The organism is Aestuariivivens marinum, from assembly GCF_022662175.1.
GTDB lineage: Bacteria > Bacteroidota > Bacteroidia > Flavobacteriales > Flavobacteriaceae > Aestuariivivens > Aestuariivivens marinum.
The window spans coordinates 1,094,958-1,117,432 of the sequence record NZ_JAKMCR010000001.1; the positions used below are offsets into that span (position 1 = coordinate 1,094,958).

The window sequence follows — 22,475 nt, forward strand, 5'->3', positions numbered from 1 at the left end:
TTCTTCTTACAGTATGAATACACCTTTAACAAAAAACCAACCAGAAACTTTAGAGGCTGTTATTATTAGATTTGTTGGGGATTCTGGAGATGGGATGCAATTAACTGGAACACAATTTTCTGATACCTCAGCAATGTTTGGTAACGATATTGCCACCTTCCCAAATTACCCTGCCGAGATTAGGGCACCCCAAGGAAGCCTGTATGGGGTTTCGGGCTTTCAAGTGCATATAGGTAGTGTTGAAATTAGTACACCTGGAGATGAAGTCGATTTATTGGTGGCTATGAATCCGGCGGGTTTAAAGACCAACTTACATGCTGTTAAGCCTGGTCATACAATTATTGTAGATACAGATGCCTTTACTAGGAAAAATTTGGAAAAAGCCCAATATGAAACTAATCCGTTAGAGGATGGTAGTTTGTCAAATTATAGGGTTATTGAAGTTGCTATGACGTCTTTGACTAAAGAAGCTTTAAAGAGTGTTGAAGGGCTCGATAATAAAACCATAACCAGAACTAAAAATATGTTTGCTTTAGGAATGGTGTATTGGATGTATAATCGTTCTCCTGAGCATACTATATCCTTTTTTAACAAGAAATTTAAATCTTCACCAAGTATTATAGAAGCTAACACGAAAGTATTAAATACTGGATATTATTTTGCTGAGACATTGGAGTTAATTCCAAATGCCTACACAATTTCACCCGCAAAAATGCCTTCTGGAACCTATAGAATTATTATGGGTAATACGGCAACTGCATGGGGGTTTTTAGCTGCAGCAGAGAAAGCTGGATTAGAATTGTTTTTGGGATCTTATCCTATTACTCCGGCTTCAGATATTCTTCACGAATTAGTGAAACACAGACATTTTGGTGTTAAATCACTTCAAGCTGAAGACGAAATTGCGGGAATAACATCGGCAATTGGAGCTGCATTTGCAGGAGATTTGGCAATAACAACAACTTCTGGACCGGGTTTAGCACTTAAAGGTGAAGCTATTGGTCTTGCTATGATGATAGAATTACCTTTGGTAATTGTAAATGTACAACGTGGTGGACCTTCAACTGGTTTGCCAACTAAAACCGAACAATCCGATTTACTCCAGGCATTATATGGTAGAAATGGAGAAAGTCCGGTTATTGTAATCGCTGCAAGCACACCAGCTAACTGTTTTGATTATGCTTTTCAAGCTGCAAAACTTAGCTTGGAGCACATGACTCCAGTAATTTTATTGACTGACGGATATATTGCCAATGGATCTGCTCCTTGGAAAATAAAATCAGTAAATGAAATGCCTGAGATAAAACATAAAATCATAAAAGAGGCCAGTGAAGATTGGCATCCTTATGATAGAGACGAAGATTCACTTGCCCGTAATTGGGCTGTTCCTGGAACTCCCGGATTAGAACATCGCGTTGGCGGCCTTGAAAAAGACAGAATTAGTGGGAATGTATCTTATGTACCTGAAAATCATGAATACATGACCAAAAAAAGGGCAGAAAAAGTTAAACGTGTTCAAAATTATATACCTGAATTAAAAACAGAGTTTGCCAATGAAGGTGATTTATTGGTAGTTGGTTGGGGAGGTACTTACGGCTCATTACATTCTGCAGTAAAACACATGAATGAAAATGGACATAAAAATATAGGTTATGCTCATTTTAATTATATCAATCCACTTCCAAAAAATACTGAAGCCGTTTTAAAACGATTCAAGAAGATCGTGGTGTGTGAATTAAATTCGGGTCAATTTGTTAAAGTATTAAAAATGAATTTTGACGGACTGAACCTTACTCAATTTAATAAAATTCAAGGCTTGCCATTTGGTAACCAAGAGCTAGAAGAAAAGTTTAAACAATTGTTAAAATAATATGGAAACTACAATAGAAAAAAAATATACTTACAAGGATTTTGAAAGTGATCAGGAAGTAAGATGGTGCCCGGGTTGTGATGACTATGTTATTTTAAGATCTATGCAAAAAGCATTACCAGAAATGGGAGTTAAAAGAGAAGACGTGGTTTTTATTTCTGGTATAGGATGTTCTTCACGTTTCCCATATTACATGAATACTTATGGAATGCACGGAATTCATGGTAGGGCCCCAGCCATAGCTACTGGTGTAAAATTGGCAAATCCTAATTTGAGTGTTTGGGTCATTACAGGCGACGGTGATTCAATGGCTATAGGTGGGAACCATTTTATTCATGTACTACGTAGAAATATCGATTTAAATATAGTAATGTTCAATAATGAAATATACGGTTTGACTAAAGGTCAATTTTCACCAACTTCATTATTGGGACAAAAAACTAAATCGTCACCATATGGAAATACACAGCCTCCTTTTTCAGCTGGTGAATTGGCTATAGGGTCTCAAGCAAGATTTTTTGCAAGAGTAGGAGGAAACACACCTAAAGAAATGACCCAGATTTTTATAGAAACTGTAAAATTTAAAGGCACTTCTTTAATTGAAGTCATGCAAAACTGTCCAATTTTTAATGATGGAGCTTATGATGAGTTCACAAATAAAGAAGTAAGAGAGGATAGACAATTATTTGTTGAGCATGGTAAACCCATGATCTTTGGTAAACAACGTAACAAGGGATTAATACTCAAAGGTCTTAAATTGGAAGTAGTCACAATTGGTGAAAATGGAATAAAGGAAGAAGATATTTTAATTCATAATGCTAAAGAAGAGGATCCAACATTACATCAAATGTTGGTGAGATCAAAATATCCTTTAGTAACTGGAATTATAAGAAGCTTTGAGGAAATGACCTTTGTAGTTAGAGAAGATGAACAAACTGCTAAAGTAAAGGCAAATTCAAAATTTAGAAAAACAGATGATCTGTTCTTTTCTGGAGATGTGTATCAAGTTATTTAATTAAAATATAATTATGGGTTCAGAAGCCATTATCGTTTTTTTTCTAGCTGGAGTAGTTCTGGTTGCTGGTGCAAATTTTTTATCGAATTTAATTTCTCCAAAATCTGATAATCCACAAAAAAGAGAACCTTATGAAAGTGGAATGGTAACCAAAGGGCCAACTTGGGTCCAATTTAAAGTAGGGTATTACCTTTTTGCTATTTTATTTTTAGTATTTGATGTTGAGGTTGCCTTTTTGGTGCCTTGGGCTGTTGTGTTTAAGGATATAGGGAGTGTAGCTTTTATTGAAATACTAATATTTTTAATAATCTTAGGTTTAGGTCTGTTGTACGCATGGAAAAAAGGAGCTTTAAAATGGGAGTAGACAATACATATAAAATGCCGGAAGATTTTCCGGGAAAAGTAATTGAAGCAGGAAATGGGGCTAATATAGTAGTGACTCAATTGGATAAAATTATCAATTGGGGGCGTTCCAATTCACTATGGTCATTGTATTTTGGAACAAGCTGTTGTGCTATTGAAATGATGCAAACAGGTGCAGCAAGACACGATTATTCACGATTTGGGTTTGAAGTGGCAAGACCTTCTCCAAGACAAGCAGATTTAATCATTATTGCTGGTACCATTGTTAATAAAATGGCTCCAGTATTACGACGTCTTTACGATCAAATGGCTGAACCAAAATATGTCATAGCTATGGGAGCTTGTGCCATTTCCGGTGGGCCGTTTTTTTACAACACCTATTCTGTTGTAAAAGGTGCTGATCATGTGATTCCAGTCGATGTTTATGTTCCTGGATGCCCACCGAGACCGGAAGCATTATTGGAAGGAATGCTTATGTTGCAGGATAAGATACGAACTGAAAATATGAAGAAAAAAGTCAATCCTATAGAAGGTTTTGACGAAGGATTTTATAAAAAATGATGACAAACCAAGAACTACAAAATCTAATAGGAAGTTGGTTTCCTAACCCTGAAGCCACAGAAGTAACTTCTGAAACTAAAGAGAATCCAGAAGTTACAGAACAAACAGAAGCACAATCCAAACCTTCTCAACCAATAAACAAAAGCCTTTTGGAATTTACTGATGAAGGTTCTGAATTCCTAAATATCACAGTACAACCCGAACACCTTTATAGATTAATGGGGCAATTAAGAAGTAATGAGCAAACATGCTTTGATTATTTGTTCTGTTTAACAGGTATGGATTGGGAACCAGAACTTGGGGTTGTTTACCATTTAGAATCAACCGTAAACAGACATGCTATTGTGGTAAAAGTTAAGACATCAGACAGAGAAAACCCAAACTTTGATTCTGTTTGGGATATCTGGAGAACTGCCGAATTTCATGAACGCGAAGTGTTTGATTTTTTTGGAATTAAATTCAATAATCATCCCAATTTAAAACGTCTTTTCTTGACAGAAAACTGGGAAGGTTTTCCATTAAGGAAAGATTATGTAGATGATGTTAACATGGTTATAATGTAAGCTATGAAAGAATTTATCGAAATAGACAAAGACTTTAAAACTGAGCCATATCAAATCAATATGGGGCCTCAGCATCCAGCAACCCATGGAGTTTTAAACCTTTTGTTGACCATTGATGGAGAAATTATTAAAAAAGTAGAACCAGATCTTGGGTATATTCATCGTTCAATTGAAAAAATGTGCGAGCGTGACAGCTATCAACAAATAGTACATTTAACTGATCGAATGGATTATCTGTCTGCAAACATTAATAACGAAGCCGTTTGTTTGACTGTAGAAAAAGCTTTGCAACTAGAAATACCTGATCGAGTTAAAGTGATCAGAACCATTATTGGAGAGCTTACTAGAATTTCATCGCACTGTTTGTGGTGGGGTGTTATGGGAATGGATGTTGGAGCTTTGACGACCTATTTTTATGGCTTTAGGGATAGAGAGATGCTCAATGATATTTTTGAAGAAACTTGTGGTGCAAGATTGACCATGAATTATAACGTTCCTGGTGGATTGATGTACGATATCCATCCAAACTTTGTTGGTAGAGTTAAAAAATTTATTGACCACTTTAAAACTAAAATTCCAGAATATGACAGACTTTTATCTGAAAACGTCATCTTCCAAAAGCGAACAAAGGGTGTAGGGATTTTATCTAAAGAAGATGCTATTTCATTTGGAGTTTCAGGTCCTGTTGGTCGTGCTTCAGGTTATTCTTGTGATGTTAGAAAGTATCATCCTTATAGTGCTTTTGACAGAGTAGATTTCAATGAAGTTTTAAGAACTGAAGGCGACACTTTTGCTCGTTATCAAGTAAGGATTCAAGAATTATGGGAGTCGTTATATGTGGTTGAACAGTTAATCGACAATATTCCTGAAGGGGAGTATAGGGTAAAGACAAATGCGGTTATCAAATTACCAAAAGGGGAGTTTTATCAAAAAGTAGAAACGGCTCGAGGTGAACTTGGAGTCTATATTATAAGTACAGGAACCAAAAATCCTTACCGTTTAAAATTCCGTTCACCAGGATTTTCAAATTTATCAGCTTTAAATCATATGGCTGTTGGAAGCAAAATAGGAGATTTGGTAGCGATTATGGCAACATTGGATTTAGTGATACCAGATATAGATCGATAATATTATTTAACCATGACAAGTATTATTAACAGTAGTTACTTTTTGATTTTAAGCACCACAGCTAAAGAGTCTTTGAGTATTTTAGAGATTCTATTGATAGCTTTAGGGTATTTGACATTTTTTGCTGTAGCAGGCTTATTTTTAGTTTTATTGGAACGTCGAGTAGCAGCATGGTTTCAATTGAGGATTGGTCCAAACAGAGTAGGTTACCAAGGACTTCTGCAAACTATGGCAGATGCCTTGAAATTGGTTTCAAAAGAATTGACGGGTACTATAAAAGCTGATAAATTACTTTATAATTTGGCACCTTATTTTGTCATTATTACAGCATTAATGAGTTTGGCGGTTTTCCCATTTTCTAAACAGATTCAAGCCTTCGATATTAATATTGGAATATTCTTTTTAATAGCTGTTTCTTCCATTGGTGTAATTGGTATTTTGTTGGGTGGATGGGCAAGTAACAATAAGTTTGCTCTAATTGGTGCCATGCGTAGTGGTGTGCAAACCATAAGCTATGAACTTTCAGTTGGGTTGTCCCTTTTAACGATGATATTAATTACCGGGTCTTTACAATTGTCCGAAATTGTTGAGGTACAAAGACAAGGCGGTTGGTTGATTCTACAAGGTCACATACCAGCAATTATAGCATTTATGGTATATATGATTGCAGGAACAGCAGAAACCAATAGGGCGCCTTTTGATTTGGTGGAAGCTGAATCTGAATTGGGAGCTGGATTCCACACGGAATATTCTGGAATGAAATTCGCTTATTTCTTTTTAGCTGAATTTATAAACATGTTCATTATAGCATCTATTGCAACAACTGTTTTTTTTGGAGCTTGGTTGTCACCATTCGGAATTACAGAATCAATTCCATGGTTGGGTGTGTTTTGGTTTTTAGCAAAAGCAATGGTTTTGGTATTCTTAATGATGTGGTTTAGATGGACATTCCCTAGGCTAAGAGTAGACCAATTGCTTACATTGGAATGGAAATATTTGTTACCAATAAATCTTGTAAATATTGTGATTATGGCATTGATTGTTTGGCTTAACTTAACAATTAAGTTTTAAAGTATGAGTTATTTTTCAGATATATATAAGGGCGTGAAAACCCTGTTAACAGGAATGAGTGTTACCGGAAAATATTTTCTACACTCAAGAAAAGGAGCCATCACACAACAATATCCAGACAACAGAGCAACCTTAAAAATGTTCGATCGTTTTCGCGGTGAGGTTATTATGCCACATGACGATAACAATCAGCATAGATGCACGGGTTGCCAAAAGTGTGAAATTGCTTGTCCAAATGGAACTATTGAGATTGTTTGGGATAGGGGTATTGATGAATATACAGGTAAAAACAAGAAGAAAATTGACAAGTTTGTTTATCATTTAAGTATGTGTACCATGTGTGGATTGTGTATTGATGCATGCCCAACCGATGCCATCAAATGGGGCCAGAATTTTGAAAATTCGGTATATGATAGAACTAAGCTAACAAGAGTATTAAACAAACCGGGGTCAAGATTAGCTCCTGGAGTAGAAGAATAAGAGTATGGAAAAAATTATATTTTACATTTTGGCAGTAATGATGATTGTATTTGCAATTACCGCTGTAACCAGTAGAAAAATGCTTCGATCTGTGATTTATTTATTGTTTGTTCTTTGTGGAGTTGCAGGCATTTTCTTTTTAATAGATTATAATTTTCTTGCCGCAATTCAATTAACGGTTTACGCTGGAGGGATTATAGTACTTATCATTTTCTCAGTGCTTTTGGTTCATCATATCGAATTGAAATTGGACATGGCAAAACCAATTAGACAAATTATTACTGCAATAGGTTGTTTGATTGGTATAGGAGTGTTTTTGACAACCATATATTCTTATCCATTTAAAGTTGTTGAAAATTCAAACATAACCACTACAGCTCAAATAGGTTCAAAACTTTTAGGCTATGGTGAAGGAGGTTTTATTTTACCTTTTGAAGTCATAAGTGTGGTTTTATTGGCAGCTATGATAGGTGCAATTGTAATTGCTAAAGGAAAAAAATTATCAGATAAAAATGAAGAAACAATATGATTGAAGGAATATCTATATATGAAATTTTAACCCTCACCACTATATTGTTTTTTGTTGGAGTGTATGGGTTTTTGACTAGAAAAAATCTGATTTCAATTTTAATTTCTATTGAAATGATTTTAAATGCATCGGTTGTAAATTTTGTAGTAATCAACAAATATTTATACCCAGATATGTTACAAGGCGTATTGTTTTCAATATTTATTATAGCTGTTGCAGCAGCAGAAACTGCTTTGGCAGTAGCTATTATAATTAATCTTTACAGGCAGATAAGTTCTGTTGAGGTTAAGGACACTGAAGTCATGAAGTATTAATTCTTAGATATGGACATTAGTTATATAATATTAGTTCCGTTTATTCCTTTAGCAGTATTTATATTGTTAGGGCTTTTTAATCAGAAAATAAAACCAGCTGTATCAGGATATATTGGCGTGCTTGGCCTTTTGGTATCTTCCTCTTTATCATTTTATGCTGCTTATCAATACTTTTTTGTAAGTGGTAAAATGGATGGGGTTTACCAAACTTTTATTGAGAAAGCAGTATGGATGAAATTCACTGAAACCCTACAAATTGATATGGGAATACTTGTTGATCCAATTTCTGTGATGATGTTGGTGGTTGTATCAGTGGTTTCATTGATGGTTCACATTTACAGTCGAGGTTACATGAAAGGAGATGATGGTTACACTAGGTTTTTTTCTTTCTTATCATTGTTTACCTTCTCAATGTATGGATTGGTTTTGGCAACAAATCTCTTTCAGATATACATATTTTGGGAATTGGTTGGAGTATCTTCGTTTTTGTTGATTGGGTATTACTATACCAAACCATCTGCAGTTGCTGCAGCAAAAAAAGCATTTATCGTAACACGTTTTGCAGATTTTGGTTTTCTTGTAGGAATTTTAATTGTAGGTTTTACAACTGGCACTTTTGATTTTGAAACCTTAAATGCTGTAAGCCCTGAAGGTGGAAGTTTACTTTTAAATTGGGCTTCTACATCCTTTATGGGATTGTCAGTTATTACTTGGGCCTTAATTTTAATTTTTATGGGCGGAGCTGGTAAATCAGCCATGTTACCATTTCATATTTGGTTACCCGATGCTATGGAAGGGCCAACACCGGTTTCAGCATTGATACATGCAGCTACAATGGTTGTTGCCGGAGTATTTTTGGTAGCTAGATTGTTCCCAATGTTTTATTTTGTTGAAGATGGTTTTGCCCTTAACATTGTGGCTTATGTAGGAGCTATTTCTTCACTATTTGCTGCAATTATAGCCATAACACAAAACGATATTAAACGTGTCCTGGCTTTTTCTACCATGTCTCAATTGGGTTATATGATGTTAGCTCTTGGAGTTTCAGGTTACGAAGGGCATGAAGGGCTAGGTTATATGGCTTCCATGTTCCACTTGTTCACACATGCCATGTTTAAGGCACTTCTATTCCTTGGTGCTGGGTCTGTTATTCATGCAGTTCACAGCAATTATTTAAAAGATATGGGTGGACTCAGAAAGTATATGCCAATTACCAATATTACGTTTTTAATTGCATCCTTAGCCATTGCAGGTGTTCCACCTTTTGCAGGATTCTGGAGTAAGGATGAAATTTTGGTAGCTGCCTTCGAAAATAACATACTTATATATTGTTCAAGTGTTTTTGTAGCTGGATTGACTGCTTTTTATATGTTTAGAATTTACTTCGGAATATTCTGGAGCAAAGAAAAAGCATATGATCATGCCCCAAAAGAATCTCCATTGTCAATGACGTTTCCACTATTGTTTTTAGCTCTATTGAGTATTGTAGTAGGTTTTATCCCTTTCAGTGAATTTGTAACATCTGATAAGATAGGCTTTGAAGCACATTTAAATTATCCTTTAGCAGCCATTGCAACTACAGTTGGATTAATTGGAATTGTATTGGCCTGGGCTTTCTATAAAAAAGAAAACAGCTTATCAGATAAATATGCAAATGCTTTTGGAGCTTTATACAGATGGGCTTATGATAAATTTTACTTTGATGAAATTTATTTGTTTATCACAAAAAACATCATTTTCAAATGGATCTCTGCGCCGTTTGCAAAATTCGACAGGAAATATGTTGACGGAACAATGGTTGGCATCGGTAATAAAACAGTTTGGACTTCAGAAAAAATAAAAGGTTTGCAATCTGGAAGGGTTCAGGATTATGCATTCTCATTTATAGCTGGAGCTGTTGTATTGGCATTGGTGTTTATTTATTTATGGACAAATTAAACGAGTAATATGGATATTTTATCTCTTTTCATAATCGTACCGATACTAACTGTTGTCGCATTAGTATTTTCAAAAACTTTGGAACGCTCTCGAGTAATTGCTATGATTGGAAGTATCATTCAAGCGGCAATGGCAATTAATTTAGTATTTGCCTACCTAAAAGAACGTGCTGTAAATGATGACATCATGGTCTTTACTAAAGATGTTGTTTGGTTTAAAAACTTTAATATTCACTATAACATAGGAGTAGATGGTATTTCAGTCGCTCTTTTAGCATTGACAGCCATAGTTGTGTTAGCAGGTGTCTTTATTTCATGGAAAATGAAAGAACTTCCCAAAGAGTTTTTCATTTCGCTTATCGTATTATCATTGGGAGTCTATGGTGTTTTTATATCCATTGATCTCTTCACATTATTCGTATTTTTTGAAATAGCGGTAATACCAATGTATTTATTGATTGGTATTTGGGGATCTGGTCCGAGAGAATATTCGGCAATGAAATTAACGTTAATGCTGATGGGTGCTTCAGCTATTTTGTTGGTTGGAATTTTAGGAATTTATTTTAATTCAAATGCAGATGGAGGGCCTCTAACATTTAATATATTGGATATAGCCCAAGTTAATATACCAATTGCAGCTCAAAAACTATTCTTCCCATTGGTATTTGTTGGTTTTGCAGTTATTAGCGCCTTGTTCCCTTTCCATACTTGGTCACCTGATGGGCATGCTTCTGCACCAACAGCAGTTTCAATGTTGCATGCAGGTGTATTGATGAAATTGGGTGGTTATGGTGTATTTAGGGTTGCTATGTATTTGTTACCAGCGGGTGCTTTACATTGGTCTTGGTTCTTTATTATTTTGGCAGCATTTGGAGTGGTTTATGGTGCTTTTGCAGCCATCAAGCAAACCGATTTAAAATATATAAATGCTTATGCATCTGTGAGCCATTTAGGCTTGGTGTTGTTTGCTTTATTAACCCTTAATAAAATAGCTTGGAACGGTGCCATGATTCAGTCTTTGTCACATGGTTTGTTAACAGCCTTATTCTTTGCTCTTATTGGAATGATCTATGGCAGGACGCACACTAGAGATGTGGCTAAATTAGGAGGAATGATGAAAATACTGCCATTTATTGGTGCTATTTATGTCATTACAGGATTAGCTTATTTAGGATTGCCAGGATTCAGTGGGTTTGTAGCAGAAATGAACATTTTTGTTGGTGCTTTTCAACAGCCAGATATGTTTAATAGAATATTGACCATTATAGTAGTTTCATCTATTGTTGTGACAGCGGTATATATTCTAAGACTGGTAGGAAAAGTAATGATGGGTCCGTTATTGATAAATGAAGTCACAGATTTACCCAAGGCGACTTGGTATGAAAAAACAGGACTGTTGTTATTAATGATTCCTGTAATTGCAATTGGAGTAGTTCCTTTCTGGTTAAGCGATATCATTATGAAAAGTTTAGAACCATTTATTCAAGGGGTATTATAATATTAAAATATAAAATTAAACATGGATTTTAATAGCTTTATATTGATGCGACATGAAATGCTACTTTTAGCCATCATTCTAATTTTGGTTGTAGCCGAAGTTTTCACACCTCTGCACAAGAAAACCTCGATTGTTCATCTATCTGTTTTTTTGTTTGGTATTCATACCGCTGTTGGATTTTTAACTATTGAATATGGAAGTCTTTTTGGAGGGATGTTTCACACCACTGCATTGATTCAGTTTTTTAAAAATGTCCTAAACATAGGTGTACTTATATTGTTGTTGCAATCTGCAGATTGGATTCAAGAAAAAATCATTCAAGAAAACAGAGGAGTTGAGTTTTTTATGCTTTTGTTCTCCTCACTTTTGGGAATGTATTTCATGATTTCTTCAGGTGATTTCTTAATGTTTTATTTAGGTTTGGAATTATCTGTTTTACCAGTTGCTGCATTGGCTGCTTATGAAACTTCAAAACGAATTTCAAGTGAATCAGGAATTAAACTAATACTCTCCTCAGCTCTTGCTTCAGGTACTATTTTGTTTGGTATTTCTATGTTATATGCCATGTCAGGTTCAATATATTTTAATGATATAACCAATTTAACCGCCACTTCCAATCTTTCAATTTTAGGATTAGTACTATTTTTTTCAGGACTAGGGTTCAAGATTTCATTAGTGCCATTTCATTTTTGGACAGCAGATGTTTATGAAGGTGCACCAATTAGTATTGCATCTTATTTATCAGTTATTTCTAAAGGGGCAGCCATTTTTATAATGATGATTTTACTCTTCACCGTGTTAAAACCTTTAATGCAAATTTGGGAAAACTTGATATATGTGATAGCTGTAGCCACCATGTTTATAGGTAATTTATTTGCTTTACGCCAGCAAAACATGAAACGCTTTTTGGCATTTTCATCTATTGCACAAGCTGGGTTTGTGTTGTTGGGCTTGATTATAGGAAACCGATTAGGGACTGCAACTATAGTCTATTTTGTTTTAATATACATATTTTCAAATTTAGCTGCCTTTGGAGTTGTACAGGCCATTTCACTTAAGACAGGAAAGGAAAATATTAAGGATTATGAAGGATTGTATCGTACTAATCCAAACTTAAGTTTGGTAATGATGTTGGCATTATTTTCTTTGGCAGGAATACCGCCAGTAGCAGGTTTTTTTGGAAAATTCTTTTTGTTTACAGCAGCAGCAAGCGAAGGGTATTATTTTTTGGTGTTTTTAGGGGTGTTTAATGTGACCATTTCATTGTACTATTATCTATTGGTGGTAAGAGCCATGTTTTTAAGAACAAGCGACAATGCCATTCCTTATTTTAAAACCAAATTGTATATGAGAATGGGATTACTTATTACCGTAGTTGGTATTTTAATTCTAGGTATTTACAGTCCATTGTACGATTATATTTATGAACTAAGTAAAATTATTTATTGATAAAGATGTCATTAGAAGGTAAACATAAATTCGGTTCCATTGAAGATACAAGAGTGACTTTTGTTGAAAAGGGAGTAGATAAAGATCGAAGTGAGTTTTTAAAAAAACTACTGGAATATAATGGATTTGAAGTCATTATTCAAGAAGATAAAAGAAAAACAGAAGAAGACCCACAACTTTATACTGTTGCAGTTACCGATATGGTGTTTAATCCAACCATTTGGGTTTACCAGCGTAAACTGGAAACCTTTGATGGTAAAAAGGTAACCCGTGGCTATTGGGAACAAGCAACAGAAGACTCTAAACCCCAATATTGGAATAATGGCAACCAAAAACCCCAATAATTTTTTAATCTAGTAAAAACGCTTCATTTTTAACTTTTCTATACATATTCATTCATTTTTTTGTATTTATTAATACCTATTAATTCTATAGGAATAATATTGTTATTAAAAACAAATAGGTTTACTTTTGTCCAAACACTAAAACAAATAATAGTAAAATGAGTGATATTACAATAAAAGTAACCGATAGGGAGGGAAACAAACATATAATTATAGCACCAACTGATATGGCTATGAATTTAATGGAAGTAGTTCGGTCTTATGAATTAGCTCCGGAAGGCACCATAGGTATTTGTGGAGGAATGGCCATGTGTGCGTCTTGCCAATGTTATATAAATAGTGATACTAAGTTACCGTCAATGAGTAAAGAAGAAGAAGCCATGTTATTAGAAGCATTTGATGTAAAGGTGAATTCAAGACTAGGGTGTCAAATTCAAATGACACCAGACATGCAAGGATTGGAATTAGAACTAGCACCAGAGAGTTGAAAACTTTAAAGTTTAATAATAAGAAAAACCTAAATTAATTTAGGTCCAGTTTTAGTTCTTTTTAATTTAGTTAAGAGAATAATCTAGAAGTTGACAAAGAGATAGTTAGTTGGCTAAGAGCGCTTTTACGGAAAGTGACCTTGTGTGCTCTTTTTGTATTATATCCTTTAGTTCATTATTCACGTTGTTTAAGTTTATTTATAGCATGAGGTAATAGAAGTTCTACAAATTTGCTATAGGCTATTTCAGACGGATGTAACCCATCTGAAGCCACTAACTCAGGTTGATCTAATCCCAATCTAGTTATTGTTGTAATATTTACGTAGGTGATATCCTTTGATGTACAATAATTTTCGGCGAAATTATTGTACTTGTCTATGTCCAATGAAATACTTTCATATCCATTTCCAAATGGAGTGTAAGCATAATCGGGAATGGAAATAACAATGCAATTATTTTTGTCTTTTTTTCCTAGATTAATGGACTTATTTACAAGTTTTGGAAATTCATCCTCGTAAATCGAAAACGGTTTTTTTTGATATTGATTATTAACGCCAATCAAGAGTGTGACTAAGTCGAATGAATCTTCTAGGTTTTCTTCTTCAATCGCACTAATTAAATTTGTTGTCGTCCACCCTGTTTTGGCAATGACTTTTAATTCAAATTGGTAATCTTTTCCAAAATAATTTGCCAATTGTTCTTTTAATTGTTCAGGAAACTTACAACTTTCACACACACTTTGTCCAATGGTGTAACTGTCACCTAAAGCCAAAATTTTAAAAGTTGTTTGAAGTTCTTCATCGATGTCTTTTGTGTTGTTTTCTTCTAATTGTTGTGTATGACAACCAATATATGTTAAAGTTAAGCATACCACTAAATAAAGAATCTTTTTCATTTTAGCTTTTACGTAAAGATATAAATAAATTATACCTTTTGTTTTAATGAAAAGTTTAAGTAGGCATAATTTTGCCTGTATTGAGAAATTTTAAAATTATTTAAAAGCATTAAGCCCTGTAATGTCCAGACCAGTAATCAACAAATGAATATCATGCGTGCCTTCGTAAGTAATAACACTTTCTAGGTTCATAGAATGGCGCATAATGCTATATTCACCAGTAATACCCATACCGCCCAGCATTTGCCTAGCCTCACGGGCAATTTTAATAGCCATATCCACATTGTTACGCTTTGCCATAGATATTTGTGCCGAAGTGGCCCTGCCTTCATTACGTAAAACACCCAGTCGCCATGTCAGTAATTGGGCTTTGGTTATTTCGGTTATCATTTCAGCTAACTTTTTTTGCTGTAATTGGAATTGTCCAATGGGTTTACCAAATTGAATGCGTTCCTTACTATAACGCAATGCAGTGTCATAACAATCCATTGCAGCTCCAATAGCCCCCCAGGCAATACCGTAACGTGCTGAGTCCAAACAGCCCAGTGGAGCACCCAGTCCCGATTTATTAGGTAATAGATTTTCCTTCGGGACTTTTACATTATCAAAGATAAGTTCTCCCGTAGCCGATGCGCGTAAGGACCATTTGTTATGTGTTTCGGGGGTTGAAAAGCCTTCCATGCCACGTTCTACAATGAGGCCGTGAATACGACCTTCTTCACTTTTAGCCCAAACTACAGCCACTTGTGCAAAAGGGGCATTACTAATCCACATTTTGGCACCATTTAATAAATAATAGTCTCCCTTATCTTTAAAATGTGTTACCATACCTCCAGGGTTACTTCCATAGTCAGGTTCTGTAAGCCCAAAACAACCTATCCATTCACCACTAGCTAATTTGGGCAAGTATTTTTCACGTTGTTCTTCATTGCCATATTTCCAAATGGGATACATGACCAAGGACGATTGTACTGATGCTGTAGAACGCACACCGGAGTCGCCGCGCTCTATTTCCTGCATGATCAACCCATAAGAAATTTGATCTAATCCAGCTCCACCATATTTCATGGGGATATAAGGGCCAAAAGCCCCTATTTCTGCTAATCCATTTATAATTTGTGTAGGAAATTCTGCTTTTTGCGCATACTCTTCAATAATAGGAGATACTTCACGCTTTACCCATTCCCGGGAAGCATCTCTAACCAATTTGTGTTCATCAGTTAATAAATCGTCTAAATCATAGTAATCGGGAGCTTCAAATAGGTCTGGTTTCATTCTATTTCGTTTATCTAAAATGCGTATTTCTTAAAACTAACACATAAATTTTATTAAATTCACAATAGTATTCAAATTTAATTAAAGCAAGTTAAAGAGTGGTAAAAAAAGTGTTATTATTAGGCGATTTCGAGTATTTTTAGAATCAAAGAGTTCTATTTATTGCAAAATCATTTTATAATTTAAAAATTAAATAGTTTTTGAAAACGATTTTTTTTAAATCCATAGGTTTTTACTGGGTATTAGTTTTTGTCACTTCTTGCAAGCAAGATAAAATTGATTTCAACGCTCAGGTACGACCCATACTCAATAAGAATTGCATAAGTTGCCATGGTGGGGTTAAGCAGTCTGGAGGATTTGGTTTGGTCTTTAGGGAAAATGCTTTGGCTAAAACTATTAATGGTCATAGAGGTGTTGTTCCTGGTCATCCGGAAAAGAGTGAAATGATTTCTCGAATTACTCACAAAGACCCTGAAATGCGTATGCCTCTTGAAGGAGAACCGTTAAGTAAAGGGGAAATAGAAATACTAACCAAGTGGATTGAACAGGGAGCAGAATGGCAAGAGCATTGGGCTTATTTAAAACCACAAAAAGTAGAAGTAGCTCTAGATGATTTGGGCTGGGGTGTTAATGAAATTGACTATTTTGTATTCAGCAAAATAAAAGCACATAACTTATTCCCAAGTAATCGAGCTGAAGCACCTGATTTAGTGCGTCGACTTTACTTAGACTTAATAGGAGTGCCTCCAACAAACGAGCAAGCTAATGAATTTATTAATAATCCTTCTGATGAAGCTTACGAAAGCTTGGTAGAAACACTTTTGCAATCTCCTAAATATGGAGAACATTGGTCGAGTATGTGGTTAGATTTGGCCAGATATGCTGATTCTAAAGGTTACGAAGCTGATAGAGCAAGAGAAATTTGGCAATATCGAGATTGGGTTATAAAGGCTTTTAATAAAGATATGCCTTTCGATCAGTTCACAATTGATCAATTGGCAGGAGATTTATTGCCTAACCCAACAAAGGATCAATATATAGCCACTGCATTTCATAGAAATACATTGAATAATGGAGAAGGAGGAACCGATAATGAAGAGTATAGAATATCATCGGTAATAGACCGTGTAAATACCACATGGGAAGTGTGGCAATCTACAACCATGAGTTGTGTACAATGTCACTCTCACCCATATGACCCCATAAAACATAAAGAATATTATACTTCTTTTGCCTTTTTTAATAATACAGCAGACTGGGATGTACCAACGGAACACCCAATATATAGAGAGTATGATAGTATTAGTACGGTCGAACTTGAAGATGTAAAAGAGTGGATAACTAAGGTTTCATCAAAAGGAGAAGCTGATAAATGGGAGGCATTTATTCGTATTCAAGAACCTAAATTACGTCCAGAGGATTTTGATGAAACATTCAAAACAATACATTACAATAGAGCTGGACAGGATTATATGGAAGTTAATAATGGGGCTTATGTAAAACTTGGAAATGTAGATCTAAGTAATATCGATCGAGTTTATATAAATTACAGTCAACATACCGAAGTTAAAGGAAGATTATTGATAACAAAAGATAGTATCAATGGAGAGGTTATTGGTGAAGCTATATTGAACAAGTCTAATGGTTTTGAAAATCTCCCTGCTAAGCTTACTAGTGGGGTTAAAACAGCTGATTTATATTTTCAATTTAACAGCAAAGCAGAAAATTATTCATTCGCTTTAGATGGTTTTTTGTTAGTGAATAAATTACCTGCAAATGATGAGGCATCAAATGTAATTTATGGTAAAATAGACGCTTTGTTAAATGCTGATTTTATACGATCAACACCAATTATATTTGAGAAACCTAAAGACTTTGGTAGACAAACCCAAGTTTTTGATCGTGGAAACTGGTTGGTGTTGGGAGATACAGTTCAGGCGGGTATTCCAAAGCTATTTAATGTAAACAATAGGTTGTTTAAGAACCGTTTGGATCTTGCAGAGTGGTTAGTAAGTGACGATAATTATTTAACGGGAAGAGTGATTGTTAATCGATTTTGGGCCAAACTATTTGGAAGAGGTATTGTGTTGACTTCAGAAGATTTTGGAACCCTTGGAGAGAAACCAACTCACCCCGAATTATTGGACTGGTTGGCACTTAAATTTTCTAATGAATGGCAATGGAGTATGAAGACATTAATTCGTAATATAGTGCTTTCGGAAACCTATAAACAAAGTGCTGTGATTAGTGAAGAAGCAAAGCAAAAAGATCCACAAAACCAATGGTTGGCTAGAAGTCCACGGGTTAGATTGTCAGCCGAGCAAATTAGAGATCAGGCATTAGCCGTATCAGGATTGTTAAGTGATAAAATGTATGGGCCGAGTGTCATGCCGTACCAACCAGAGGGTGTTTGGACAGTTGTTTATAGTGATGATATTTGGAAAACAAGTCCAAAAGAAGATGCTTATCGGCGAGGGTTATATACTTACTTAAGGAGGTCGAGTCCTTATCCTTCATTTATAAGTTTTGATTCATCCGAAAGGGAAACCTGTTTGTCCAGAAGAATTAATACCAATACACCTATACAAGCATTGGTAACTTTAAACGATCCAGTTTATTTTGAAGCGGCCATAAAATTAGCAGAACAAATTGATGCTATAGAAGGGGATAGTAAGCTTAAAGTTGAAACTGCTTATAAGAAGGTAATGGGAAAAAGAATAAGTCCGGAAAAGTCTGAAATATTGTTAAAACTATTTGAAGACACTAACGCTTATTACAAAATCCATAACGATGAAGCCAGGCAGTTAGTGAATTCTGATGATTTAGAATTGGCCTCTCTAACTGTGATAATGAATGTTTTAATGAACATGGATGAATTTATTGTAAAAAGTTAAAGGTTACCCTATGGATTTATACAACGAAGCACGAAAGAAAAACTTAGAGTTTACCACACGGAGGCATTTCCTTAAAAAGTGTGGTACGGGATTAGGGGGGATTGCATTGGCCTCACTAATGGGGCCCCAATATGTCTTTGGTAGTAATGGTGCCGCAAAAAGTTTAGACCCTGTAGGCGTTCCACATTTTTTGCCTAAGGCCAAACGGGTCATCTATTTGCACATGGCCGGAGCCCCTTCACAGTTAGAGTTATTTGACTATAAGCCTGATTTGCAAAAGCTTCACGGATTGGATTGCCCAGAATCACTTTTGAAGGGTAAACGTTTTGCGTTTATACAGGGAGTCCCCAAAATGTTAGGGCCTCAATTCGATTTCAAACAGTATGGACAGTCTGGAACTTTTATATCGGATGCTTTACCACATTTTAGTGAAATAGTTGACGATGTGGCTATTGTAAAATCAATGCATACGGATGAATTTAACCATGCTCCAGCACAACTTTTATTGCAAACAGGAAGTGCTAGATCTGGAAGGCCTAGTATTGGTGCCTGGGTAACTTATGGTTTGGGATCGGAAAATGAAAATTTACCTGGGTATATGGTATTGGTTTCTGGAGGAAAAAATCCGAGTGCAGGTAAGAACGCCTGGGGCAGTGGATTTTTACCATCGGAATATCAAGGTGTTCAATGTCGAAATTCAGGCGATCCTATTCTCTATGTATCCAACCCCAATGGCATGAGTCGGGATATTCGTAAAAAATCATTACAGGCGATAAACGAAATTAATAAAAGTCAATACAAGGAGTTTAATGATGACGAAACACTTTCCCGTATTGCCCAATATGAAATGGCTTTTAAAATGCAGGTATCTGTGCCCGAGGTTATGGATATTTCCAAGGAGCCTGAATATATACGTGAAATGTACGGAGCAAAGCAAAGTGGAGCATCATTTGCAAATAATTGTTTGTTGGCAAGACGTTTGGTCGAACAGGGTGTTCGCTTTGTTCAGTTATATCACTGGGGATGGGATATGCATGGTGATAGTAAAGCAACGTCTTTAAATGAAGGATTGAAATCGAAATGTGAAGAGGTAGACCAACCAATGACAGCTCTAATAAAAGATTTAAAACAGCGAGGACTTTTAGACGACACCTTAGTGATATGGGGTGGAGAGTTTGGTAGAACCCCCATGCGTGAGAACAGAGGAGGACGTGTTATGCCTTATTATGGGAGGGACCATCATACAGAAGCTTATAGTATTTGGATGGCAGGCGGTGGAATCAAAGGTGGTATTTCTTATGGAGAAACTGATGAAATAGGATATTATGGAATAAAGGATAGAGTTCATATTCATGATTTGCAGGCTACCATATTAAATCAGTTGGGAATAAACCATGAAAAGTTTACTTATAATTTTCAGGGTAGGGACTTTAGGCTTACCGATGTGCATGGTCGTGTAATTAAAGATTTACTTATATAAAGCTACAGATGAAGCAAACTAGACGTCAGTTTTTAACAACAGCCAGTGCAGCAGGAGCGGGATTGGTTTTAAGGAGTATGAATTTACCAAAAAACACATTTCCAAAAAAAGGATTTTCACTTAATATTTATGCAACTCGATGGGGTTTTAAAGGGTCTATGGATGCGTTTTGTAAAGAAGCCAAAAAAGAAGGTTACGATGGTATTGAGGATTGGTTTCCCAATAATGAAGCAGACGAACAGATACTATATGAGGCTTTAGAGAAATACGACTTAAAATTTGGAGCCTTGACAGGGAGTAATGGGGGCAATTTTATGTTACATAAAGAAAGTTATAAAACTAATTTAAGTAAGGTAATTTCCAGAAAACCAGATTTTATAAATTGTCACGCAGGGAAGGACTTTTTTACTTTTGAAGAAAGTAAGGAGCTAATAGAATTTGCAATTAATGAATCAAAGCGTTCGGGAGTACCTGTATATCAAGAAACACATCGTGGGCGTATACTATTTGCCCCTCATATATGTGAGCGTTTTATAGATGCCATCAAAGAGCTTAAATTAACCCTAGATATTTCACATTGGTGTGTTGTGGCAGAAAGCTTATTAGAAAACCAAAAAGAAACTGTTGAAAAAGCATTGAAACGTACTTGTCATATTCATTCACGAATTGGACATGAGGAAGGGCCTCAAGTAAGTGAGCCAAGAGCACCAGAATGGCAAAGAGCTGTTAATGCACATTATGTTTGGTGGGATAAGGTAGTAAATTATAAAAAAGAAGCCGGGGAACCATTAACAATGACTACAGAGTTCGGACCTGCCAACTATCTGTGGTCTATGCCATATACACAACAACCATTAGCAGACCAATGGGCTATTAATGTGCATATGATGCATGAATGGCGTAAAAGATATTTGTAATCTCTTTAATAGTATATTAATTTGGATATGACACTTTTTTTAGAGACAAATATCTATCAGTTTTTTGGAAGATTTCATACCATGCTTGTACATTTACCTATCGGGTTTATTGTGTTAGCTATATGTTTTGAACTCATCTCAATAAAGAAAAAAACAGATTTCAATTTAGCCATTAGCTATGCGTTTCTATTTGCAGCTTTATCGGGAGTTTTGTCCGTTATCTTAGGTTTGATGTTAGCCTCAGATGGAGGGTACAACGAGTCTACTTTAAATATTCATAAATGGACAGGTATATCCCTGACCTTAGTTAGTTTTGTCTTGTTTTATGTAAAAAGAAAACAAGCTTTGGTATTATGGGCTAAAAAGAGTTATCCAATATTGATTATTCTTATTGTGGGATTGCTTTTTGTTGCGGGACACAATGGAGGTAAATTAACACATGGGTCAGATTATCTGCTTGAACATGCTCCAAATTCTATTAGGACACTTGTAGGCATGAAACCTGTTAGGGAACGGGTAACAGATTTAGAGGAAGCCTTAGTGTATGAAGATGTAATCCATCCTATTTTAGAATCAAAATGTAATGTGTGCCATAACAGTGACAAAGCCAAGGGAGAATTACTGTTAGTAGATGCTGAAGGGATAATGAAAGGTGGAGAAAATGGTGCGGTGATTGTTCCAGGAGATGTCAAGGCAAGTGAACTCTTTAGGCGTATAACCTTAAACCCAATACATAAAGATTTTATGCCAACTGAAGGGCGGACACCACTTACAAACGAAGAAACCATGTTGATACAATGGTGGATTGAAGAAGGTGCCACTTTTGAAAAAAAAATTGTAGAACTAAACCTTACCGATCGAACTAAAGGTTATTTAAAGGAAGTAGGTATAGGTCTGGAGAAAACTTTTATAGAAAGTTTAGAACTGCAAAGGGTTCATGATACAATTATTGCATCAATAAAAGCCGAAGGATTTAAAATTAAAACAGTAACAAATAATAGTACACTATTGGATGTTAGTTACTCTCCTTATACCAAAACACTTCTTACGGGTAAAAAAATGGATGTGCTTTTAAAGGCAAAAACTAATGTGGTTTGGTTAAATCTGTCAGGAATAGATCTAAGTAAAGAGGTAATCTCTAAAATTGGGGGATTTAAGCATCTTGTAGAGTTCAGGGCAAGTAATACAAATTTCTCTAATACAGATGTAAAGCAGTTGGAAAATTTAAGGTATTTAGAATACCTCAATCTTTATGGTAATCCAATAAGTGATGCTAGTATAGCGTCTTTCACTAAACTAACATCCCTTCAAAAACTGTATTTATGGAAAACGAATTTATCAGATGAAGGGTTAAAAAGTATTAGGGCTAACCTTAAGCAAACCGAAATAGTTTCAGGGATTTAA

Annotated in this window: 21 protein-coding genes; 19 read left to right on the forward strand and 2 right to left on the reverse strand. The window is 35.3% G+C overall.

Going from position 1 to position 22,475, the window contains the following annotated elements; all coding sequences use genetic code 11:
- Positions 1–13: 13 nt before the first annotated feature.
- The 15 genes from MR053_RS04710 to MR053_RS04780 all read left to right on the forward strand — a co-directional run bounded on the left by MR053_RS04710 (position 14) and on the right by MR053_RS04780 (position 13,610).
- On the forward strand, positions 14–1,870 hold the full coding sequence (locus MR053_RS04710) for a 2-oxoacid:acceptor oxidoreductase subunit alpha (protein ID WP_242131293.1): 1,857 nt from the start codon (positions 14–16) through the stop codon (positions 1,868–1,870).
- Between the two features lies 1 nt (position 1,871).
- A complete protein-coding gene (locus MR053_RS04715; protein ID WP_242131294.1) occupies positions 1,872–2,885 on the forward strand; it encodes a 2-oxoacid:ferredoxin oxidoreductase subunit beta in 1,014 nt (337 codons plus the stop codon).
- 13 nt (positions 2,886–2,898) lie between these two features.
- Complete coding sequence (locus MR053_RS04720) at positions 2,899–3,249, forward strand: NADH-quinone oxidoreductase subunit A (RefSeq protein WP_223549518.1); 351 nt, start codon at positions 2,899–2,901, stop codon at positions 3,247–3,249.
- A complete protein-coding gene (locus MR053_RS04725) occupies positions 3,240–3,809 on the forward strand; it encodes an NADH-quinone oxidoreductase subunit B (RefSeq protein ID WP_449500931.1) in 570 nt (189 codons plus the stop codon). Before MR053_RS04720 ends, MR053_RS04725 begins: the two co-directional genes overlap by 10 nt.
- Entirely contained in the window at positions 3,806–4,372 is a 567-nt protein-coding gene (locus MR053_RS04730) for an NADH-quinone oxidoreductase subunit C (protein WP_242131295.1), read from the forward strand. Before MR053_RS04725 ends, MR053_RS04730 begins: the two co-directional genes overlap by 4 nt.
- Before the next feature lie 3 nt (positions 4,373–4,375).
- The gene (locus MR053_RS04735; protein WP_242131296.1) at positions 4,376–5,500 is read left to right on the forward strand and encodes an NADH-quinone oxidoreductase subunit D; all 1,125 of its coding nucleotides are present in this window, start codon (positions 4,376–4,378) and stop codon (positions 5,498–5,500) included.
- A 12-nt stretch (positions 5,501–5,512) separates the two neighbouring features.
- Positions 5,513–6,571: an NADH-quinone oxidoreductase subunit NuoH gene (gene nuoH, locus MR053_RS04740; RefSeq protein WP_242131297.1), complete on the forward strand. Its 1,059-nt coding sequence runs from the start codon at positions 5,513–5,515 to the stop codon at positions 6,569–6,571.
- A 3-nt stretch (positions 6,572–6,574) separates the two neighbouring features.
- Positions 6,575–7,051 (forward strand): 4Fe-4S binding protein, encoded by a 477-nt coding sequence (locus MR053_RS04745; RefSeq protein WP_223549511.1) that lies wholly within the window; start codon positions 6,575–6,577, stop codon positions 7,049–7,051.
- Between the two features lie 4 nt (positions 7,052–7,055).
- The gene (locus MR053_RS04750) at positions 7,056–7,580 is read left to right on the forward strand and encodes an NADH-quinone oxidoreductase subunit J family protein (RefSeq protein ID WP_242131298.1); all 525 of its coding nucleotides are present in this window, start codon (positions 7,056–7,058) and stop codon (positions 7,578–7,580) included.
- Positions 7,577–7,894, forward strand: a complete 318-nt coding sequence (nuoK, locus tag MR053_RS04755) for an NADH-quinone oxidoreductase subunit NuoK (RefSeq protein WP_223549507.1) — start codon at positions 7,577–7,579, stop codon at positions 7,892–7,894. The genes MR053_RS04750 and nuoK overlap by 4 nt, the downstream gene beginning before the upstream one ends.
- Before the next feature lie 9 nt (positions 7,895–7,903).
- The gene (gene nuoL / locus MR053_RS04760) at positions 7,904–9,832 is read left to right on the forward strand and encodes an NADH-quinone oxidoreductase subunit L (protein WP_242131299.1); all 1,929 of its coding nucleotides are present in this window, start codon (positions 7,904–7,906) and stop codon (positions 9,830–9,832) included.
- A 9-nt stretch (positions 9,833–9,841) separates the two neighbouring features.
- Positions 9,842–11,329, forward strand: a complete 1,488-nt coding sequence (locus MR053_RS04765) for a complex I subunit 4 family protein (protein WP_242131300.1) — start codon at positions 9,842–9,844, stop codon at positions 11,327–11,329.
- Positions 11,330–11,350: 21 nt separating this feature from the next.
- Positions 11,351–12,778 carry an NADH-quinone oxidoreductase subunit N gene (locus MR053_RS04770; RefSeq protein WP_242131301.1) on the forward strand — a complete coding sequence of 476 codons (1,428 nt, stop codon included), beginning with the start codon at positions 11,351–11,353 and terminating at the stop codon, positions 12,776–12,778.
- Between the two features lie 5 nt (positions 12,779–12,783).
- On the forward strand, positions 12,784–13,122 hold the full coding sequence (locus MR053_RS04775; protein WP_223549500.1) for a hypothetical protein: 339 nt from the start codon (positions 12,784–12,786) through the stop codon (positions 13,120–13,122).
- Positions 13,123–13,280: 158 nt separating this feature from the next.
- Positions 13,281–13,610 carry a 2Fe-2S iron-sulfur cluster-binding family protein gene (locus MR053_RS04780; protein WP_242131302.1) on the forward strand — a complete coding sequence of 110 codons (330 nt, stop codon included), beginning with the start codon at positions 13,281–13,283 and terminating at the stop codon, positions 13,608–13,610.
- A gap of 175 nt (positions 13,611–13,785) precedes the next feature.
- On the opposite strand, the gene MR053_RS04785 is transcribed toward MR053_RS04780, so the two are convergent.
- Positions 13,786–14,505, reverse strand: a complete 720-nt coding sequence (locus MR053_RS04785; RefSeq protein WP_242131303.1) for an SGNH/GDSL hydrolase family protein — start codon at positions 14,503–14,505, stop codon at positions 13,786–13,788.
- A gap of 96 nt (positions 14,506–14,601) precedes the next feature.
- Entirely contained in the window at positions 14,602–15,780 is a 1,179-nt protein-coding gene (locus MR053_RS04790) for an acyl-CoA dehydrogenase family protein (protein WP_242131304.1), read from the reverse strand.
- Positions 15,781–15,980: 200 nt separating this feature from the next.
- On the opposite strand from MR053_RS04790, the gene MR053_RS04795 reads away from it, so the two are divergent.
- Genes MR053_RS04795 through MR053_RS04810 form a run of 4 tightly spaced genes read left to right on the forward strand, consistent with a single transcriptional unit; the run spans position 15,981 to position 22,475 of the window.
- Positions 15,981–18,674 (forward strand): DUF1553 domain-containing protein, encoded by a 2,694-nt coding sequence (locus MR053_RS04795; RefSeq protein WP_242131305.1) that lies wholly within the window; start codon positions 15,981–15,983, stop codon positions 18,672–18,674.
- A gap of 10 nt (positions 18,675–18,684) precedes the next feature.
- Positions 18,685–20,154, forward strand: a complete 1,470-nt coding sequence (locus MR053_RS04800) for a DUF1501 domain-containing protein (RefSeq protein WP_242131306.1) — start codon at positions 18,685–18,687, stop codon at positions 20,152–20,154.
- Between the two features lie 8 nt (positions 20,155–20,162).
- Positions 20,163–21,071, forward strand: a complete 909-nt coding sequence (locus MR053_RS04805; RefSeq protein WP_242131307.1) for a sugar phosphate isomerase/epimerase family protein — start codon at positions 20,163–20,165, stop codon at positions 21,069–21,071.
- 27 nt (positions 21,072–21,098) lie between these two features.
- Positions 21,099–22,475 (forward strand): c-type cytochrome domain-containing protein, encoded by a 1,377-nt coding sequence (locus MR053_RS04810; RefSeq protein ID WP_242131308.1) that lies wholly within the window; start codon positions 21,099–21,101, stop codon positions 22,473–22,475.

What these genes read in the sequence shown, in the direction of transcription:
- MR053_RS04720 (WP_223549518.1), top strand. Translation starts at nt 2,899, where the DNA reads ATGGGTTCAGAAGCCATTATCGTTTTTTTTCTAGCTGGAGTAGTTCTG.
- nuoH (WP_242131297.1), top strand. Translation starts at nt 5,513, where the DNA reads ATGACAAGTATTATTAACAGTAGTTACTTTTTGATTTTAAGCACCACA.
- MR053_RS04805 (WP_242131307.1), top strand. Translation starts at nt 20,163, where the DNA reads ATGAAGCAAACTAGACGTCAGTTTTTAACAACAGCCAGTGCAGCAGGA.
- MR053_RS04725 (WP_449500931.1), top strand. Translation starts at nt 3,240, where the DNA reads ATGGGAGTAGACAATACATATAAAATGCCGGAAGATTTTCCGGGAAAA.
- MR053_RS04780 (WP_242131302.1), top strand. Translation starts at nt 13,281, where the DNA reads ATGAGTGATATTACAATAAAAGTAACCGATAGGGAGGGAAACAAACAT.
- MR053_RS04775 (WP_223549500.1), top strand. Translation starts at nt 12,784, where the DNA reads ATGTCATTAGAAGGTAAACATAAATTCGGTTCCATTGAAGATACAAGA.
- MR053_RS04800 (WP_242131306.1), top strand. Translation starts at nt 18,685, where the DNA reads ATGGATTTATACAACGAAGCACGAAAGAAAAACTTAGAGTTTACCACA.
- nuoL (WP_242131299.1), top strand. Translation starts at nt 7,904, where the DNA reads ATGGACATTAGTTATATAATATTAGTTCCGTTTATTCCTTTAGCAGTA.
- MR053_RS04735 (WP_242131296.1), top strand. Translation starts at nt 4,376, where the DNA reads ATGAAAGAATTTATCGAAATAGACAAAGACTTTAAAACTGAGCCATAT.
- MR053_RS04785 (WP_242131303.1), bottom strand. Translation starts at nt 14,505, where the DNA reads ATGAAAAAGATTCTTTATTTAGTGGTATGCTTAACTTTAACATATATT.
- MR053_RS04790 (WP_242131304.1), bottom strand. Translation starts at nt 15,780, where the DNA reads ATGAAACCAGACCTATTTGAAGCTCCCGATTACTATGATTTAGACGAT.
- MR053_RS04810 (WP_242131308.1), top strand. Translation starts at nt 21,099, where the DNA reads ATGACACTTTTTTTAGAGACAAATATCTATCAGTTTTTTGGAAGATTT.
- MR053_RS04745 (WP_223549511.1), top strand. Translation starts at nt 6,575, where the DNA reads ATGAGTTATTTTTCAGATATATATAAGGGCGTGAAAACCCTGTTAACA.
- nuoK (WP_223549507.1), top strand. Translation starts at nt 7,577, where the DNA reads ATGATTGAAGGAATATCTATATATGAAATTTTAACCCTCACCACTATA.
- MR053_RS04710 (WP_242131293.1), top strand. Translation starts at nt 14, where the DNA reads ATGAATACACCTTTAACAAAAAACCAACCAGAAACTTTAGAGGCTGTT.
- MR053_RS04715 (WP_242131294.1), top strand. Translation starts at nt 1,872, where the DNA reads ATGGAAACTACAATAGAAAAAAAATATACTTACAAGGATTTTGAAAGT.
- MR053_RS04730 (WP_242131295.1), top strand. Translation starts at nt 3,806, where the DNA reads ATGATGACAAACCAAGAACTACAAAATCTAATAGGAAGTTGGTTTCCT.
- MR053_RS04770 (WP_242131301.1), top strand. Translation starts at nt 11,351, where the DNA reads ATGGATTTTAATAGCTTTATATTGATGCGACATGAAATGCTACTTTTA.
- MR053_RS04750 (WP_242131298.1), top strand. Translation starts at nt 7,056, where the DNA reads ATGGAAAAAATTATATTTTACATTTTGGCAGTAATGATGATTGTATTT.
- MR053_RS04765 (WP_242131300.1), top strand. Translation starts at nt 9,842, where the DNA reads ATGGATATTTTATCTCTTTTCATAATCGTACCGATACTAACTGTTGTC.